This is a genomic window from Pseudoalteromonas sp. BSi20652, from assembly GCF_000239855.1.
GTDB lineage: Bacteria > Pseudomonadota > Gammaproteobacteria > Enterobacterales > Alteromonadaceae > Pseudoalteromonas.
Window position 1 is genome coordinate 1 of the sequence record NZ_BADT01000113.1, and the last position, 18,500, is coordinate 18,500.

General features: G+C 39.5%; 13 protein-coding genes and 2 pseudogenes. 14 read left to right on the plus strand and 1 reads right to left on the minus strand.

Annotated elements, in window-relative coordinates:
• Positions 1–278 precede the first annotated feature (278 nt).
• A pseudogene (locus P20652_RS18205) lies at positions 279–2,044 on the minus strand (ATP-binding protein).
• A gap of 367 nt (positions 2,045–2,411) precedes the next feature.
• Between P20652_RS18205 and P20652_RS08375 the strand changes: the two are divergent.
• From P20652_RS08375 to P20652_RS08315, 14 genes and pseudogenes are all read left to right on the plus strand, one after another.
• Positions 2,412–2,777: a response regulator gene (locus P20652_RS08375; protein WP_008169125.1), complete on the plus strand. Its 366-nt coding sequence runs from the start codon at positions 2,412–2,414 to the stop codon at positions 2,775–2,777.
• A 228-nt stretch (positions 2,778–3,005) separates the two neighbouring features.
• Positions 3,006–5,422 (plus strand): annotated as a pseudogene (gene thrA / locus P20652_RS18210) (bifunctional aspartate kinase/homoserine dehydrogenase I).
• Between the two features lie 9 nt (positions 5,423–5,431).
• A complete protein-coding gene (thrB, locus tag P20652_RS08370) occupies positions 5,432–6,367 on the plus strand; it encodes a homoserine kinase (RefSeq protein ID WP_008169132.1) in 936 nt (311 codons plus the stop codon).
• Positions 6,368–6,378: 11 nt separating this feature from the next.
• Positions 6,379–7,662 (plus strand): threonine synthase, encoded by a 1,284-nt coding sequence (thrC, locus tag P20652_RS08365; RefSeq protein ID WP_008169134.1) that lies wholly within the window; start codon positions 6,379–6,381, stop codon positions 7,660–7,662.
• Positions 7,663–7,928: 266 nt separating this feature from the next.
• Positions 7,929–9,185: a serine hydroxymethyltransferase gene (glyA, locus tag P20652_RS08360; RefSeq protein ID WP_008169136.1), complete on the plus strand. Its 1,257-nt coding sequence runs from the start codon at positions 7,929–7,931 to the stop codon at positions 9,183–9,185.
• Positions 9,186–9,288: 103 nt separating this feature from the next.
• Positions 9,289–9,738, plus strand: coding sequence for a transcriptional regulator NrdR (gene nrdR / locus P20652_RS08355; RefSeq protein WP_002961761.1), 450 nt, complete (start codon positions 9,289–9,291; stop codon positions 9,736–9,738).
• A 3-nt stretch (positions 9,739–9,741) separates the two neighbouring features.
• Positions 9,742–10,878 carry a bifunctional diaminohydroxyphosphoribosylaminopyrimidine deaminase/5-amino-6-(5-phosphoribosylamino)uracil reductase RibD gene (ribD, locus tag P20652_RS08350; protein WP_008169138.1) on the plus strand — a complete coding sequence of 379 codons (1,137 nt, stop codon included), beginning with the start codon at positions 9,742–9,744 and terminating at the stop codon, positions 10,876–10,878.
• Positions 10,879–10,895: 17 nt separating this feature from the next.
• Positions 10,896–11,549 (plus strand): riboflavin synthase, encoded by a 654-nt coding sequence (locus tag P20652_RS08345; RefSeq protein WP_008169140.1) that lies wholly within the window; start codon positions 10,896–10,898, stop codon positions 11,547–11,549.
• A gap of 29 nt (positions 11,550–11,578) precedes the next feature.
• Complete coding sequence (ribBA, locus tag P20652_RS08340) at positions 11,579–12,691, plus strand: bifunctional 3,4-dihydroxy-2-butanone-4-phosphate synthase/GTP cyclohydrolase II (protein WP_008169142.1); 1,113 nt, start codon at positions 11,579–11,581, stop codon at positions 12,689–12,691.
• Between the two features lie 100 nt (positions 12,692–12,791).
• Positions 12,792–13,256 carry a 6,7-dimethyl-8-ribityllumazine synthase gene (gene ribE, locus P20652_RS08335; protein WP_008169145.1) on the plus strand — a complete coding sequence of 155 codons (465 nt, stop codon included), beginning with the start codon at positions 12,792–12,794 and terminating at the stop codon, positions 13,254–13,256.
• Between the two features lie 15 nt (positions 13,257–13,271).
• Positions 13,272–13,682: a transcription antitermination factor NusB gene (gene nusB / locus P20652_RS08330; protein ID WP_007587129.1), complete on the plus strand. Its 411-nt coding sequence runs from the start codon at positions 13,272–13,274 to the stop codon at positions 13,680–13,682.
• Positions 13,683–13,769: 87 nt separating this feature from the next.
• A complete protein-coding gene (gene thiL / locus P20652_RS08325) occupies positions 13,770–14,744 on the plus strand; it encodes a thiamine-phosphate kinase (RefSeq protein ID WP_008169148.1) in 975 nt (324 codons plus the stop codon).
• Complete coding sequence (locus tag P20652_RS08320) at positions 14,741–15,226, plus strand: phosphatidylglycerophosphatase A (RefSeq protein WP_008169150.1); 486 nt, start codon at positions 14,741–14,743, stop codon at positions 15,224–15,226. The genes thiL and P20652_RS08320 overlap by 4 nt, the downstream gene beginning before the upstream one ends.
• A 37-nt stretch (positions 15,227–15,263) precedes the next feature.
• A complete protein-coding gene (locus P20652_RS08315; protein ID WP_008169152.1) occupies positions 15,264–18,350 on the plus strand; it encodes a ligand-binding sensor domain-containing diguanylate cyclase in 3,087 nt (1,028 codons plus the stop codon).
• The last annotated feature ends 150 nt before the right edge of the window (positions 18,351–18,500 follow it).

Genomic DNA, 18,500 nt, shown 5'->3' on the forward strand with positions numbered 1-18,500 from the left:
TTAAGGGTAGGGGGGGGAATCGCGGCGAAAGGTTTGCAACCGAGTGGGCTCGATAACTGCTCCTGCGTTATTCTACTGGCTTACATCCATGTAAGAATAAGTAAAAACCGAGCAATAAAGAGTAAACTGCCTCTAGGTAGAACCCTTCGGGCAGCGCATGTTTGGCATTTATGCTACGTTATCGCCTATTTACGGGGAATAACCATACTAAATAGGCCCTGCGTTGTCTAAATACCAAATAGTCTGTTGCAAATTCAACCTCTAATGATAATCAGGCACTAGTATTTTTCAAAAATAGGCAATGGTTTTGCCATGTTTTTTGGGAACTGAATATAGTAGCGCAACCCTTTGTCAGGTTCGCTAGTGGCATCTATAGAGCCACTTAGCGTTTGTTTTACTAGATTAAACATTATGTGCGTGCCTAACCCGCTACCGCCTTGGTCGCGCTTAGTTGTAAAAAAAGGGTCAAATAATTTAGTTAATTGCTCACTTGTAACGCCATTGCCATTGTCTTTGTAATCAATGATCAGATTAGTTTCATCACTCGTTATTTTTATATCCATAACGCCATTATCTCTTCCTTCAAAGCCATGAATAAGCGAATTCATAATTAGGTTAGTGAATATTTGGCTTATAGCACCTGCGGGTAAATTTAATACTAGATCGTCTGGGCATTCTAATTTTATAGTATGGGATGTTTTTTTAGTTTTGGATGAAGCGAACGTATCACCTCATTAACGTAATCTTTAAAGTTTATAGTTCTTACTGCTTCACTGGCTTGATCTACCGCTATTTGTTTAAAACTGGCAATAAGCTCCGAAGCTCTATCAAGGTTTGTTGTTAAAAGGCTAGTGCTTTGCTTTGCTTCATTAATAAAATCTTCCAATGCTTTGGGCGAGAGGGTTTTTTCCGTGTAGGCGCTTTCGAGCTTATTTAAACGCTCTTGTAAAAATGATATTGCGGTTACGCCAATACCAATTGGTGTATTAATGTCGTGTGTAATGCCTGCAACAAGCCCACCTAGCGCAGCCATTTTTTCAGTGCCAACTAAGCGCTCTTGTGCAAGGCTTAACTCATCTATGTAACGCTGAGACTCCGTTTGCTTTGTGATTAACTCTTGCTCTGTACTTCGGCGTAAATCAATTTCCTCGGTGAGCACAATTTTTTGTTTTTCGAGTTCATACTTTTGCTGTTGTAAGTCCATCATCGCTTGGCTTAAATTTGATGTTTTACGAGCAACGTCTTGTTCAAGTTGTACGTTGTGGTGATCAAGTTTTTCATTACTTATTATGAGTTCTTTTTGGGTATGCTCAAGCTCTTTACGATATTGAACTACCTTATCAATCAGATTATTAAATGACTGTTCCATGACTTTTAGTTCATTGTGCTCTTCTGTTTCTATTTCTATATGCTGGCCCTCTAGCTCGTCTAGCTCTAAGTTTTCTAGTTGTTCAGTCAGTTCAGTTAGAGGGTCAGTGAGTAGTTTTCTAAATGCCATTAAAAATAAAATAATGAGAAACGTAGTTTTTATCATCGCATTCCCAATCAGAAAATAGATTGAGATCATAATGCGGCTAAATACAACTTCTCGGCTAGAGAATAAAGTAACGTCACCGACTTGTGTAGCACGGCCTGAAAATTCAAAAATAAGTGGAAAAGTATAACCAAATAAACCAGATTTAGTGTCTTCTAAAATAACTTCTTCTTGTACTAGTTGTTGGTTATATAGCTTGTGTATATCGAGCGAGCGCCCTAGTTGTGAAATTATTTCGCCGCTGTCGTCACGTACAATAATCCCTTCAATCATAGGTATAGCAAGCAAACCTTCTGCGGTAGTAATAGTTTGTTTTGTATTTAGCTCCCATATGGCACGGGTTAAGCTGCGGCTAAATGTTTTTTGTAAGGTACTTAATTCATCCCGAATATAATCTTTGGTATTAACGTATTCAGCGATCACCTGTCCGCAAGTCACCACAAAGGTAAGCAAAAAATAAACTGATAGAACGTTGGTCAACAACTTCTTGGAGAGGCTCTTTTGTAACATAATTGACTTGTTTATCCTTTGTTATTTTTGCAAGACCACTATAGTAATTTAAAAGTTAGTCAATAAATGCTTAAAAATAAATAAAAAGTTTAAATTTAATAAGATAAACCTATATCTACCCTATGAATAATTAAAATTATTGAGCTGGGTTGCTTAAATAATTAATGCCACTTTAAATCTATTTTGAGTGAATGTTACGTTTTTAGTAACATTAATCTTGTTATATTTATTAGAAAAAAATTATTCTCGATTTATCGCCATGTTAAATTAATAATGTGTTTAAAATATAGGAACGTGTTAATGTAGTCATGGTGCAAAGGAGGGCTTTGTTTAACTACTCTTTAGTGATTATATAGTGATTAATATAATGAAATTTTCTATTTTAGTCTGCGATGATTCGACTGTTGCCCGTAAACAGGTTATTCGTTGTTTAAATGAATCTATAGACGCACAAATACAACAAGCCGTAAATGGATCACAGGCTTTAGAGCTCTTGCGAGCACAAAACTTTGATTTATTGTGTTTGGATCTCACTATGCCCGAAATTGACGGTATACAAGTACTCGAAGCTATAAAAGCAGAAAAAATAGAATGTTTTGTTCTGGTGATTTCTGCAGATATACAAGAAAAAATGAAGTTACGAGTCGCTCAACTAGGTGCCATCGACTTTATCGATAAACCCGTAAAAAAATCTAAATTAAATGAAATATTGCATAAATTTGGCATTCATTAGGTTTTTTAATGTTTAAAAAGGCTGTTTTATCTTTTAATTTAAGGTTGACAGCATAGCCTTTGTTAAGGCAGTCTTAACATATGAAAACATTTAATCGCGTACTGACCATTATTATTACAACCATCATTCTTACTGGATAGTGGCATAGGTCGGTGCAACAAATTTAAAGGCCTGTGTTCACTTAGAACACAGGCCTTTTTTCGTTTTATGGGATGAGGAACATAAACAATGCGCGTTTTAAAATTTGGAGGCTCGTCGCTTGCAGACTTTGCTTGCCTTAAACAAGTAGCTCAATTGGTAAAAGTACAGTTAAAAGACGAGATGCTATTGGTACTTTCTGCACCAGGTGGAATGACTGATTCGCTAGTTGCACTTGCAAGTGCAGCAGAGCAAGGGTTTGATTTTAGTGAGCAATGGCAAGCATTAGTTAGCCGCTGTGAAGGTTTAAAAGCTGACGTTGAAAAAAGTGGTGTAGTAGTTACAAGCTGGCCAAACTTAGGCGAGCTTAAAAATAAACTAGATGGCGTGTCACTCATACAGTGTTGCCCTGATCAGGTTCGCGCATTTGTGATTAGTTTTGGAGAGCGCGTTAGTGTCTCTTTAATGCAGGCTTTATTGAACTCGCACGATGCAAGATACTTAGAGGCAACAAGCTGTATCGCTTCAACGGGTGGTTATATTGATGCCGAGGCTGATTTAGTAACAAGTAAAGCTCGCTTTCAAGCTGTGCTCAAAGAAAACCCTGCAACTATTTATATTATGCCTGGTTTTACAGCGAGCAATGATAAAGGTGAGCTTACAACGCTTGGCCGTAACGGTTCTGACTACTCTGCAGCAATTGCTGCAGCATGTTTAGGCGCAGAAATTTGCCAAATTTGGACAGATGTTGATGGTGTATATAGCGCTGATCCTCGTTATATTAAAAAAGCGACTAAGGTAGATTTTTATCTTATAAAGAAGCGATGGAGCTATCTTACTTTGGCGCTAAAGTGCTTCATCCTAAAACAATTTTACCGTGCGCTAAAGCGGGCGTACCGTGCGAAATTAAAAACACGCACAACCCTGATGCTCAAGGCTCTATGATCGGTAATGACTATACATCAGACGAGCCAGTAAAAGCGCTGTCCAGCTTACAAGATCTTGCTATGCTAACGGTTTCTGGTCCTGGCATGAAAGGTAAAGTAGGCATGGCGTCTAAAGTATTTAACGCACTTGCTCACGATAACGTATCAATTGTATTAATTACGCAGTCATCGTGTGAATTTAGCATTAGCTTTTGTGTACACGAAACAGATTTAGCCCTTGCACTTGATGCACTGCAAACAGCGTTTGAGCTTGAATTACAAGCAGGGCTTATTGAGCCTGTACAAGTACAGCGCAACTTAGCGATTGTTACTTTAGTGGGCGACAACATGCGCGCGCATCGTGGTTTAGCGGCTAAGTTTTTTGCATCGCTTGCACAAGCTCAAGTAAACATTGTTGCAATAGCACAGGATTCTACTGAAAGTGCTATTTCAGCCGTGATTGATGGCGAGTTATGTAACGACGCGGTTAAAATATGTCATGAAAACTTTTTCACACATGTGCCGTCAATTGATGTGTTTTTACTCGGTTGTGGCTTAGTTGGGCAAGAGCTTATTAATCAGCTTGAGCGCCAGCAAGCGTGGCTTGAAAAACGTAATATTAAACTTAACTTGTATGGTGTTGCTAACTCTCGTCAATTACACCTAGATAGTGAAGGTATTGCTTTTGGCGATTGGCAGCAAAAATTGGCCTCATCTGAGCAGGCGTTTGATTTAAAACTAGTAGAGCAGTTTGTTAAGCAAAATCATTTAGTAAATCCAGTGCTTGTTGATTGTACGTCGTCTGATGCACTTGCTGCGCAATACGTAGACTTTTTAAATGCAGGTTTTCATGTAGTAGCTGCCAATAAAAAAGCAACAACAAGTTCATACACGTATTACCAAGATTTAATTGCAGCAACACAAAAGAATAATCGTAAATTTTTATACGAAACAAACGTTGGTGCAGGCTTACCAGTAATCGACAACTTACAGTCGTTGTTTGGTGCTGGTGATGAGTTATTAGAATTTAGCGGTATTTTATCAGGCTCACTTTCGTATATGTTTGGCGCACTTCAAGATGGTTTATCACTTTCAGAGGCAACTGTTAAGGCAAAAGAAAGTGGCTTTACTGAGCCAGATCCTCGTGATGATTTATCGGGTACCGATGTAGCACGTAAGTTATTGATCATTGCTCGCGAAGCCGGTATGAAATTAGAGCTAAGCGATATTGAAGTTGAGTCAGTATTACCACAAGGTTTTGCACAAGGTGATAGTGTTGATGAGTTTATGGCAAAACTACCAAGCCTAGATGCTGATTTTAATGAGCGTATCAAAAGTGCTGCGAGCGAGGGTAAGGTACTTCGCTATGTAGGCACAATTAAAGAAGGCCACTGTAAAGTAGGTGTTGAAGCAGTAGATGCAAAGCATGCGCTTAGTGTAATTCGCGATGGCGAAAATGCGCTGGCTATTTTAAGCCAATACTACCAGCCACGTCCGTTTGTAATTCGTGGTTATGGTGCTGGTTCTGAAGTAACAGCCGCGGGTGTATTTGCTGATATTTTAAAAACGCTATCGCGCTAGGAGTTCGTTATGATTGAAGTATATGCTCCGGCGTCTATTGGTAATTTTGCAGTGGGTTTTGACGCCCTTGGCGCAGCGCTTGCGCCAATTGATGGCAGTTTATTAGGCGATGTTGCAGTTGTAAGTGCAGCATTAAGCGACGAATTTATTTGCACAGGCGAATACGCTCATAAGTTACCAAGTGATGCGAATGAAAACTTAGCGTACCAGTGTTTAGTGCATTTTAGAGCGCATGTTGCGCCTAACATGCCAAGCGTAAAGCTTGAACTTAAAAAGAATTTACCAATTGGCTCAGGGCTTGGCTCTAGTGCGTGTTCGGTGGTCGCTACCTTTGCAGCCCTTGATAAGTTTGCAAAAACTAATTTAAGCCAGGTTCAGCTCATTGAGCTTATGGCTGATTTTGAAGCCGTTGTAAGCGGCGGTCGTCATTACGATAACATCACGCCATGTTATTTAGGTGGTTTGCAGTTAACAGGTGATTTAATACCAGATAAATCAATAGCACTACCTGTTGATGAAAACTGGTACTACGTTACTGCGTTTCCTGGTTTTTCGCTCAATACAGCAAAAGCACGCTCTGTACTACCTAAAGAGATGAGTATGCACGCAGGTGTTGAATTTGCTCAGCGTCTATCAGCATTTAGTAGCTTACTGTTAACTAACCGCTTTGACGATGCGCTAAGCATAATGAAAGATGAAATAGCAGAACCTTACCGCGCACCGCTTATTAAAGGTTTTAGTGAAGCTAAAGTAAGCCTGCCAGCACTTGGCGCTGAAATAGTGAGTATTTCGGGTGCAGGACCCACTTTGTTTACTGTGTGTAAAACGCTTGAAGCTGCACAGCAATGCGCGCAATGGTTAGAAGCAAATTATATTAACGAGCAAGGCTTTTGCCACATTTGTAAATTAGACAACGACGGCACGCGTCAATTAACAGTTTTATAGGATAAGTAGTTATGCAATTACACAATTTAAAAGAGTTCTCTCAAAAGGTGTCGTTTATTGAAGCCGTAAAAACAGGTCTAGGTCGTAACCAAGGTGTGTTTTTTCCGGAATCATTAGCACCACTGACAGACGTTGATGCATTACTTGATATGGACTTTGTTACGCGCAGTGGCAAAATATTATCCCACTTAATTGGTGATGAGCTACCAAGTGACACCGTTGCACAAATGGTTAAAAACGCATTTAACTTTCCTGTTAAGCTGGTGGAAGTTGAAGATAATACATACTGTTTAGAGCTGTTTCATGGTCCTACACTTGCGTTTAAGGACTTTGGTGGTCGCTTTATGGCGGAGTGTTTAACGCAGTTTAATAAAGATGAAAAAGTAACTATTCTAACCGCTACATCAGGCGACACTGGCGCGGCTGTTGCGCATGCTTTTTACAATAAGCCAAATATCGATGTGGTGATTTTATATCCTAAAGGTAAAATTTCACTTGCTCAACAAAAGTTATTTACTACGCTTGGCGGCAACATTCATTGTTATGCAGTTGAGGGCAGCTTTGATGATTGCCAAGAGCTTGTTAAAAACGCTTTTTTAGATGAAGAAGTTAAATCTACACTTGGTTTAAATTCAGCTAACTCAATTAATATTAGCCGTTTAGTTGCACAGGTTTGTTATTATTTTGAAGCCATTGCACTGCTACCAAAAGAAAAACGCGCAACAGCACATATATCAGTACCTAGTGGTAACTTTGGTAATGTGTGCGCCGCAATGATTGGTGCTGTTATTGGTTTACCTCTTGGAAAATTAAGTGCAACAACAAATCAAAATGATACCGTGCCGCGCTTTATGCTTGATAAAAAGTGGACGCCAAACGCAACGCTTGAATCGCTTTCAAATGCAATGGATGTGAGCAAACCAAACAATTGGCCACGCGTACAAACAATGTTAGATAATAACTGGTTTAGTTACGAGAATTTTTATTCAACCAGCGTAAACGAACAGGATACGCAAACAGTGATGAAAAATATTCAACAAGCAGGTTATGTTGCAGAGCCACACACTGCAATTGCATACCAAGGTTTAGTTGAAAACCGTGCACCAGGTGCTGCGGGTATCTTTTTAGCGACAGCTCATCCGGCTAAGTTTAAAGAAAGCGTAGAAGGTATTTTAAATGTTGAATTGGACATGCCAAAACCACTTAGCGATGCATTAGCAAAACCATGTTTAGCAAGTGATATAGATGCCGACTATGACGCGTTACGCACTGAAATACTCGCCAAACTAGGTTGATAAACAATATATATTCAAGCGGTTTAGGCCGCTTTTTTTATGTGCTCTAAATTAAAAAGAGGTACTTTCATTAACTAATTAAATGTAGAAAATAAAATGCATTTAAAATAGTTATGTATTTATTAAAAAATATCATCTTAAAAAGTCTGTGAAATAGTTTCAATCCCTGTTTAAATATCTTCAACTTAAGAGCATAGGCAAATAGTCGTTTTAAGCGTACAATAAAGCCTCTAAAAAACACCATACACGTTGCCCAGGAGACCCCAATGTTAGAACGTAGCATGAATATTTCGGATTTTGATCCAGAGTTATTTGACGCAATGACCAAAGAGACTGCTCGCCAAGAAGAGCATATTGAACTGATTGCATCTGAAAACTACTGTAGCCCACGTGTACTAGAAGCGCAGGGTTCACAGCTTACTAACAAATACGCAGAAGGTTATCCTGGCAAGCGTTACTATGGCGGTTGTGAGCATGTAGATGTTGTTGAGCAATTAGCAATTGACCGTGCAAACGAATTATTTGGTTCTGACTACGCTAATGTACAACCACACGCGGGTTCGCAAGCAAACGCAGCTGTTTTTCTGGCATTGTTAGAATCTGGTGATACTGTACTAGGTATGAGCTTAGCTCATGGTGGTCACTTGACTCACGGTTCTCACGTAAATTTCTCTGGTAAGCTTTACAATGCAATTCAATACGGTTTAGATGAAGCAACAGGCGAAATTGATTATGCACAAGTAGAAGCACTAGCACTTGAGCATAAACCAAAAATGATTATTGGTGGTTTTTCAGCGTATTCAGGTATTGTTGATTGGGCTAAATTTCGTGAAATTGCAGACAAAGTAGGTGCTTATCTGTTTGTTGATATGGCCCATGTTGCTGGTTTAGTTGCAGCAGGTGTATACCCAAGTCCAGTTCCTCATGCACACGTTGTTACTACAACGACGCATAAAACACTTGCAGGTCCTCGTGGCGGTTTGATTATTTCTGCATGTGGCGACGAAGCTATTTACAAAAAGCTTAACAGCGCCGTGTTCCCTGGTGGTCAAGGTGGTCCTTTGTGTCACGTTATTGCTGCAAAAGCAGTCGCATTTAAAGAAGCACTTCAACCAGAGTTTAAATTATACCAAACACAAGTTGTTAAAAACGCCAAGGCAATGGTTGCTGTTATTCAAGAGCGCGGCTACAAAATCGTATCTGACAAAACAGAAAATCACTTATTTTTACTTGATTTAATCGATAAAGATATCACGGGTAAAGATGCAGATGCGGCCTTAGGTAACGCTAACATCACAGTTAATAAAAACTCAGTGCCAAACGACCCACGCTCACCATTTGTAACATCTGGTCTGCGTATTGGTTCTCCTGCAATTACTCGTCGTGGTTTTACAGAAGTAGAATCAAAAGAGCTTGCTGGTTGGATTTGTGACGTGCTAGACAACATTGCTGATGAATCTGTACAAGCGCAAGTTAAAGAAAAAGTAAAAGCAATTTGTGCAAAATTACCCGTTTACGCTTAATAAAAGTAAAACGGTAATTTAGATCACACAGGCAAACATTTTTGCTATTATAAAGGCCGCTTTAAAGCGGCCTTTTTTGTTTTTAAAACGGAAGTATTCAGTTATGCATTGCCCATTTTGTACCGCAAAAGATACTAAAGTTATTGACTCTCGCCTTGTTGGTGGAGGGCATCAAGTTCGCAGGCGTCGTGAGTGTAACGACTGCCACGAGCGCTTTACTACATTTGAAGGCGCTGAACTGGTTATGCCTCGTGTTATTAAACAAGACGGCAGCCGCGAACCATTTAACGAAGATAAGCTTTTAAATGGATTAAACCGCGCGCTCGAAAAACGCCCAGTGAGTACTGAGCAAGTAGACGAAGTAGTGAATATAATAAAATCGCAATTACGCGCAACAGGCGAGAGAGAAATTTCAAGCCATTTGGTTGGTGAATGCATTATGGAGGCGCTTAAAAAGCTTGATAAAGTAGCGTACGTAAGATTTGCCTCTGTTTATCGCTCGTTTGAAGATATACGCGAATTTGGCGAAGAAATTGCCCGCTTAGGGGAGTAATAAATGCAAAGCCAAGCTACTTTTACAGAACTTGACGAAATGTATATAGCACGCGCCATAGAGCTTGCCAAAAAAGGTCGATTTACTACAACGCCTAATCCCAATGTTGGCTGTGTATTAGTTAAAAATAATCAAATAATTGGTGAAGGTTTTCATCAATTAGCAGGCCAAGGTCATGCTGAAGTAAATGCACTGGCAATAGCTGGTAATAATGCACAAGGTGCAACGGCTTATGTAACGCTTGAACCGTGTAGTCATTATGGCCGTACGCCACCTTGTGCAGAAGGTTTAAAAGCTGCCGGTGTGGTAAAAGTAATTGCCGCTATGGTTGATACAAACCCGCAAGTTGCAGGCAAAGGTCTTAAAATACTGAGCGACGCTGGTATCGAAGTTGCTTACGGATTACTAGAGTCACAAGCGCGGGCACTTAACGTTGGCTTTTTTAAGCGTATGGAGCAAGGTTTACCTTATGTGACCTGCAAAATGGCAGCAAGCATAGATGGTAAAACAGCCCTTAAAAATGGGCAAAGTAAATGGATAACAGGCTCTGCTGCTCGCCAAGACGTACAATTATACCGAGCGCAAAGCTGCGCTATTTTAACCGGTGCCGATACCGTGTTAGTAGACGATGCTAAACTTAATGTGCGACTAAGCGAGTTGCCTTGCACGCTACCTACCGATTTACCGCTTCGCCAGCCTGTGCGTGTTATAATTGATTCTAGAAACCGTTTAACGCCTAACCTCGCTTTATTTAAAATTCAAAGTGATATAATAATATTTACTACTAAGGTTGATAAATCAAAGCATTGGCCGCACTTTGTAAAGCATATTGAAGTAAGTGAAAGTAACGGTAAAATTGATTTGCAGGCTGCTTTACAAAAGCTTGGACAACTTCAGTTTAATAATGTGTGGCTTGAAGCTGGCGCAACACTTGCTGGTAAAATGATCGAACTTGATTTAATTGATGAGTTTGTTTTTTATTTAGCGCCTAAACTAATGGGTCATGATGCAAAAAGTTTAGTGAATTTTCCTGAATTGGTGAGTATGCAAAATACTATCGATTTAACATTTGATGAGTGTGCGCGCATTGGTGACGATTTGCGTATTACAGCACGAAAAAAACTCATTAAAACCACTTAATAAAAAAGAGTAGTGCTATGTTTACTGGAATAATAGAAGCCACAGGTAAAATCGCTTTATTACAAAAAAAACAAGGCGACTTAGCCATTCGTATACAAAGCGCTGATCTTGATATGACAGACGTAAAGCTAGGCGATAGTATCGCAACAAACGGTGTTTGCTTAACCGTGGTTGATAAACATATAGATGGATTTAGTGCCGACTTGTCTAACGAGACAATTGGTTTAACTGGTTTTGCTCATTACGTTTTAGGGCAAACTGTTAATCTTGAAAAAGCAATGCAACCCGTTTCGCGCTTGGGCGGTCATTTAGTGTCTGGCCATGTTGATGGTATTGCAACAATTACGGCAATATCGGCTAATGCACGCGCAACCGAATACTGGCTCGCGACCGACGAAAGTTTGATGAAGTATATTCCGTATAAAGGGTCGGTATGTATTGATGGGATAAGCCTAACAGTAAACGCTGTAGAAGGTAATAAATTCAAGTTAACAATTGTACCTCATACCAGCGGGCAAACTACGATAACTCACTTTAAAGTGGGAACTCAAGTTAATTTAGAGGTCGACCAAATTGCACGTTATTTAGAGCGCCTTATAAAAGGTGCAGAACAACCAACGGGCTCTGATATTTCAATGAGCTTACTCGCTAAAGCGGGATTTATTAAATAACGAAACTGACAACTTACATGAGCAAATTTATGAATTTACACAGCGCACAAGAAATCATCGATGATATTAAAGCCGGTAAAATGGTTATTTTAATGGATGACGAAGACAGAGAAAATGAAGGCGATTTAATTATTGCTGCAGAGCATATAAGCGCAGAGGCTATTAACTTTATGGCTACCCATGGCCGTGGTTTAATTTGTTTAACCATGACACAAGAACGTTGTGAGCAGCTTGATTTACCATTAATGGTCAAAAACAATGGCGCTGCGTTTTCGACGAACTTTACTATGTCGATTGAAGCATCTAAAGGGGTTACTACAGGTATTTCAGCAGCAGATAGAGCACGCACAGTGCAAGCGGCTATAGCTAAAGGCGCAGTACCAAGTGATATTGTGCAACCTGGGCATATTTTTCCTATTATGGCACAACCTGGTGGCGTGTTAACTCGCGCAGGGCATACTGAAGCTGGTTGTGATTTAGCCCGTTTAGCTGGGCTTGAGGCTTCATCTGTTATTGTTGAAATACTTAATGTCGATGGCACCATGGCGCGCCGCCCTGATTTAGAAGTTTTTGCGAAAGAACATGATATTAAAATGGGCACTATTGCTGATTTAATCGAATATCGTAACTTAAACGAAACAACAATTGAGCAAGTTGCAAAATGTAAGTTACCAACTATTCACGGTGAATTTGATTTAGTTACTTACAAAGACACAATTGACGGCCAATTACATTACGTCTTGCTTAAAGGCGATATAAAAGAGCAAGAACCGACAAATGTACGTGTACATTTGCAAAGTACCTTTAACGATATTTTACTCTCAGATAGAAGTGCTGACCGTAGCTGGGGTCTTTCTGAGGCAATGGCTTATATTGCTAAAAATGAAGGCGCTTTAGTTATTTTAGGTAAGCAAGAAAGTACTGATGACTTAGAAGCAACCGTTAAAGCATTTGCCGCCGCAGATGCCGGTGAAAATGTAACGCCACGCAAATTTCAAGGTACGTCTCGTACTGTTGGTGTAGGCTCGCAAATTCTTGCAGATCTTGGAATTAAACAAATGCGATTAATGAGTCGTCCTAAAAAGTACCATGCACTTTCGGGCTTTCATTTAGAAGTTGTTGATTATGTTGAGCCACAATAAGCATCACGCTTAAACTAGGCTATTATTTTATTTTTATGGTATGATGCGCAGCAATTTTTGCGCAATCGCAACCGCTTGAACTTATTTTTAGGGTTATCAAATGAAAATTATTGAAGGTAGTAAGTACGCTCCAGGCAAGAAATTTGCCATTGTCATTTCTCGTTTTAATGACTTTATCGGTAGCAGCCTCCTTGCAGGTGCTGTTGATGAGCTAAAACGCACTGGTGGCGTATCTGATGACGACATTACCGTTATTTATGTACCAGGCGCGGTAGAGTTACCTTTAGTAGCTAAACGCGTTGCGGCAAAAAAAGAGTATGATGCAATCATCGCATTAGGCGTAGTGATCAGAGGTGGGACACCACACTTTGACCTAGTTGCTGGCGAATCAAACAAAGGTCTTGCGCAAGTATCACTTGAGTATGATATCCCGGTTGCATTTGGCGTATTAACCACTGAGAGCATTGAACAAGCAATTGAGCGTGCTGGCACCAAAATGGGCAATAAAGGCGGCGAAGCTGCTTTAGGCGCGCTTGAAATGGTTAATGTGTTAGATAAAATTTAAGTTTAAGGAATTTTTGTGAAACCAGCAGCAAGACGTAAAGCACGTATCTTAGCACTCCAAGCCGTTTATTCTTGGCAAATAAGTGGCAATTTAATTGCCGATATCGAACAACAAATGTTGATCGAAACAGACGTTACTAAAATTGATGTTGAATACTTTAAAGATTTAGCGACGGGTGTTGCTGTAAACTATAAGCAACTAGACGAAGCTGTATCACCACATTTAACACGTCCGTTTAATGACTTAGATATGGTTGAGCGCGCAATTTTACGTTTAAGCAGCTATGAGCTTAAGTTCCGTGAAGACGTACCTTATAAAGTTGCTATTAACGAAGGTATTGAGCTGGCCAAAATATTTGGCGCAGAAGACAGTCATAAATTTGTAAACGGTGTACTTGATAAAGCTGTTAAGCACTTACGCAAGTAATAACAATTAATCTGAATATTAATTTTCAGATTAATTGTTTAAACAACCGTTAAAAAGGAGAGCCGGCATAGGTCGGCTTTTTTGTGTATGAAGGAATTTGAATTAATTAACCGTTACTTTAAAGGTCGCGGTATCACTCGTCGTGATGTAAACCTAGGAATAGGGGATGATTGCGCGTTAGTAACCGTTCCACCAAACTGTCAACTTGCAGTCACAACTGATACTTTAGTTGCTGGCGTACACTTTTTTGATGATATTTCTCCTCGGGCACTTGGCCACAGAGCACTCGCTGTAAATCTAAGTGATTTGGCGGCCATGGGCGCTGAGCCAACATGGGTGTCAGTTGCATTAACATTACCAAATATAGATCCACAGTGGGTTGAAGAATTCACGGAAGGCATGCACGAAATTGCAGAGTACTTTAATGTACAAATAATTGGTGGTGATACTACACAAGGTCCATTAACTATCACTATTTGTGCAAAAGGAACTGTGCCAGAAGGTAAAGCTCTGCGCAGAAGTGGTGCAAAAGTAGGTGATTGGATTTATGTTACAGGTCCGCTAGGTGACGCTGGACTTGCAATTGAGTCTCGCAAACAAGGTATAAGTATTGAGCCAGAGCATTTAAAGTACTTAAATAAGCGCTTTGACTTTCCAACACCGCGTGTTGCTGCAGGGCAGGTATTACGAGGTCTTGCATCATCGGCTATTGATGTATCGGATGGTTTAATCGCTGATTTAAGTCATATACTTGATATGTCGCAAGTAAATGCAGTTGTGAATATTGAAAGTATTCCGACTTCAGATGCAATGCAAGCAAGCCTTGATTTTAATCAGCAGCTTCCATTTATTCTCAGTTACGGTGATGATTACGAATTAATTTTTACTGTACCTGATAGTAATAAAAGTATGCTAGATATAAAACTGCGTCAATATGGTGTAGATGCAACATGCATAGGCCAAATTAAAAGTGGCGATGGTCAAATTGAACTTTTACACAACGGTGAAAAGTTTGATTTTAAGCAGCAAGGTTTTGAGCATTTTGCAAAGGAGCTGGTTTGAACAAAAACCGAAAGTTTAATTTAAAGCGCCCACATCAGTTTTTTGGTTTGGGCTTTGGTACTGGGTTAGCTCCTAAAGCGCCTGGTACATTTGGTACTTTTGCTGCACTGCCATTTATTTTTATGACGATGTATTATCCGTTATGGTTACAAATTGTGTTTGCTGTAGTGATAAGTATATTTGGTATATGGGCATGTGGTAAAACAGCTGATGATTTAGGTGTGCACGACCATCCTGCTATTGTATGGGATGAAGTGGCAGGTTATTACATAACAATGATAGGTGCAGCACTTAGTTGGCAGAGCTTATTAGTCGGTTTTTTATTATTTCGCTTTTTTGATATAGCAAAACCCGGCCCAATACGTATGCTAGATAAACGAGTCCATGGTGGTCTAGGTATCATGGCTGATGACGTACTTGCGGGTATTTTTTCGCTTATTTGTTTACAAGCGTTAATAAAAGTGGGTTTACTACCCTTTTAATTCTTATATTTGAATTGTTTAACTAGGTGGCAGCAATATGATGCGATTTTTACTGGTTTGTGTACTGATGTTGTGCGCGATGCCAAGTTGGGCCTCAATTAATGACTATGTAGTTAAGCAGTGGAACATAAAAGATGGGTTGCCTTCGCAATCGCTTAAAAGTGTAGTGCAAGATCAACAAGGTTACATGTGGCTGGGTACTCAATTTGGTTTAAGCCGTTTTGATGGTACTACATTTACTAATTACAACACTCAAAATAGCCCATTTTTATCTAGTAATGGTATTAATAAGCTATTAGTTGATTCTAACGGTTTGTTATGGATTGGTACTAAAAGTGGGTTAGTTGTTATTAACCCTGCTACATTTTCAGCGCAAGAATTTAATATTAAAGGTCCTGTGAGGGATATTTTAGAGGATTCTAAAGGCAGTATTTGGATTGCTGCAAATGGTTTGTATTATGTTGATAGAGGCCAAGTTGATCTGCAAACTCGAGCAAACGGCCCATTACCAATTATCAATGCTACAGTTATTACTCAAATTGTGGGTTCGGTTAGTCAAATGGCGCTTTCTCCAGAAGGTATTTGGTTAGTTAACGATCGCCACTTATTACGCCTTACTAAAAGCTCTTCTGACTTTTCTAAACTGCGCTTAGAGCTTACTGCAAAAATATCACTACCAGAGCGTTTAGCTCAAACAATCGTTCACGATTTATCTTTTTTAAACGGCAACTTATACTTGGCATCTGAGCTAGGAGCTTACTTTTTAGATTTAGACGATGAACTAAGAGCTTTTCCACTTCCTAATACTAATAACTCTGCTGTTTATAAATTTATGAGCGATACCGATGGTGGCTTATGGGTTTCGACATACGGACGTTTATTATTTAGAGATAAGTCAGGCGAATGGCAATGGGTTGAACCAAGCCAGCTCGATCAAAGCATATGGTTTGCTGACATTTTTAGGGATGATAAAAATAATGTTTGGTTAGCAAGTTTTAGCGAAGGTTTATGGCTAGCTCATGAGGGACGAGTTGAAAGGCATGCTGCGGTTTCTAAAATGACCGAGTCTGTTATGGCTATAAGCGAATCACCTGACGGTAAACTCTGGGTCGCGAATAAAAGCGGCATAGGCTATTTCGACTTAGATAAGAGCTTCATTAATTTAATTCCGAGCAGTAAATACGGGCATGCGTCTGTGCACGATTTACAGTTTGACGGTGAGCGGTTATATATAGCAACAGGGCGAGGATTATTTGTTTTCGAAAAAAACACGCTTTATACGGTCCCTGGTCGGGCACTTCGTGATAACCCTGTATTTGCAATTAGCCGCTCGAGTAAAGGCGGATTTTGGATTGGTACGGGCAGAGGCTTGTATCGATTAAATTACGCAGGTTTAACGCCTTTTGCTTATAACGCATTTTTAGGTAGCAAGTTCATTACCTATGTACTAGATAAAACAAATTTTGGTGTTATTGGTACGAGCAAAGGCGCTTATTATTTTACTGAGCGCGGCATTGAAAAAATTGGTGACCAAACAACTCTAGAAAGCGCTTATGTAACAAGTGTACTGCATATTAATGGGGTAGGCATTTTAATTGGTTCTCTTAACGATGGGCTTTTTTATCGAAGTACGCAAGGGCAATGGCGTCAGCTCGATGCGGCTAATGGTTTGCCTTATGGCTCTATATTTAGCTTAGAATATGATGAAAAGTTAAAGCATGTCTGGGTAAGCACTATGAAAGGTGTTTACAGAATGCCAGTCGAGCAATTTAAAACTGATATAAAAAGTTTAAAAGTAGAGGAAGTTATTTCTTCATTTGACCGTCAATTAGATGGTAAAGCTAATCAATGTTGTAGTGGATTAGGGCACGATGCAGTAGCTGATACTGGCAGCTCTATTTGGTATCCAAGTTTGCAAGGTGTTGTTGAAATACCTAAAAATGTAGAATTATTTGGTGTGCTTGCGTTAAAGCCAACAATTGAAACTATAATAACGCCGCTTCGCAAGTTAACGACTGCGGCACTTGGCAAAAAACCATTACTTGAGACTGACGAACGTGATATTACACTAACGTATACCGCTATTGATTATTATGCACCTAATAGTGTTGAATTTAGATATAAACTAATTGGCTTAGATAGCGATTGGCGTTATGCCAATACCCGTCGTGAAGCCATTTATACAAACTTACCTCCTGGCTCGTTTTTGTTTCAATTAGAAGCAAAGCGCCAAGGAGAGGACTGGACTAAAGCACAAGAGATAGAATATGGTTTTGTAGTACCAGAACGCTTTGCTGAAACTATTTACTTTAGGCTTTTAATTACCAGTGGTTTTATTTTACTTCTTTATTTAGTTTTTTGGGTATTTAGAGCACAAGAAAGAAGAAAGCAAGAAGCGCTTGAGGGCTTGATTACTGAGCGTACCTTAGAGCTTCGCCAGGCAAATAGTAAGTTAAATCAAGTTAACTCACAGCTTAAACTCGTTAGTCACTCAGATGAGCTGACAGGTTTGCGTAGTCGACGCTTTTTGTTTGATCAGCTGCCTAAAGATATTGAGCATTTTCAACGAAATTCACAATCGTTGCAGGCGCAGGGTAAATCACTTGTTTTAGTTATTATTAATTTTGATAATTTTAGTCGTATTAATGATGCCTACGGTCCAATTGCTGGCGACAGTTGCCTTCAACAAATGGCCGCCTTACTTAATTCTCGTACTCAGGGGTCTGATTACGTTGCACGTTGGAGTGGTGATGAATTTTTACTGCTCCTGCGTGATTTTAAGTGTAATAAAATAGATAGTTATGCATCAGATCTATGCAAAGCAATTGCTAAGTATTCATTCCAACTACCTAATGGGAAAAGTACAAATATAACGACATCTATAGGGTGGTCTTTTTATCCGCTACCACTTTTAGGTGGGCAGGTAATTGGCTGGGAAACATCGATTAACTTAGCGGATATAGCGCTACATCAAGTAAAAAAACGTGGTGGTGATGGTGTTGCAAACATTACGTTTGATGATCAGCTTGATGCATTTGAGTTTGAACAAAATTCAAATGTTGATCAGCAGTTAGGTATTTTGCAAAGCAATGGTCTTGCCGATATAAAAATATGGATGCGCTGAGCTTATTTAAGTAGCTTGAACGTTGGTTAAAATATTGACTAATATGTCAACTCTATTGCAAATAAACACAAGGCCGTTAGCGCTAAAAATATCAGCGTAAGATAGATTTACTATTCAGATTTCAGGCTAAGTATTATTACATATTAAAAA

What these genes read in the sequence shown, in the direction of transcription:
- glyA (WP_008169136.1), top strand. Translation starts at nt 7,929, where the DNA reads ATGTTAGAACGTAGCATGAATATTTCGGATTTTGATCCAGAGTTATTT.
- nrdR (WP_002961761.1), top strand. Translation starts at nt 9,289, where the DNA reads ATGCATTGCCCATTTTGTACCGCAAAAGATACTAAAGTTATTGACTCT.
- thrC (WP_008169134.1), top strand. Translation starts at nt 6,379, where the DNA reads ATGCAATTACACAATTTAAAAGAGTTCTCTCAAAAGGTGTCGTTTATT.
- ribD (WP_008169138.1), top strand. Translation starts at nt 9,742, where the DNA reads ATGCAAAGCCAAGCTACTTTTACAGAACTTGACGAAATGTATATAGCA.
- P20652_RS08345 (WP_008169140.1), top strand. Translation starts at nt 10,896, where the DNA reads ATGTTTACTGGAATAATAGAAGCCACAGGTAAAATCGCTTTATTACAA.
- ribE (WP_008169145.1), top strand. Translation starts at nt 12,792, where the DNA reads ATGAAAATTATTGAAGGTAGTAAGTACGCTCCAGGCAAGAAATTTGCC.
- ribBA (WP_008169142.1), top strand. Translation starts at nt 11,579, where the DNA reads ATGAATTTACACAGCGCACAAGAAATCATCGATGATATTAAAGCCGGT.
- P20652_RS08315 (WP_008169152.1), top strand. Translation starts at nt 15,264, where the DNA reads ATGATGCGATTTTTACTGGTTTGTGTACTGATGTTGTGCGCGATGCCA.
- P20652_RS08375 (WP_008169125.1), top strand. Translation starts at nt 2,412, where the DNA reads ATGAAATTTTCTATTTTAGTCTGCGATGATTCGACTGTTGCCCGTAAA.
- thiL (WP_008169148.1), top strand. Translation starts at nt 13,770, where the DNA reads ATGAAGGAATTTGAATTAATTAACCGTTACTTTAAAGGTCGCGGTATC.
- thrB (WP_008169132.1), top strand. Translation starts at nt 5,432, where the DNA reads ATGATTGAAGTATATGCTCCGGCGTCTATTGGTAATTTTGCAGTGGGT.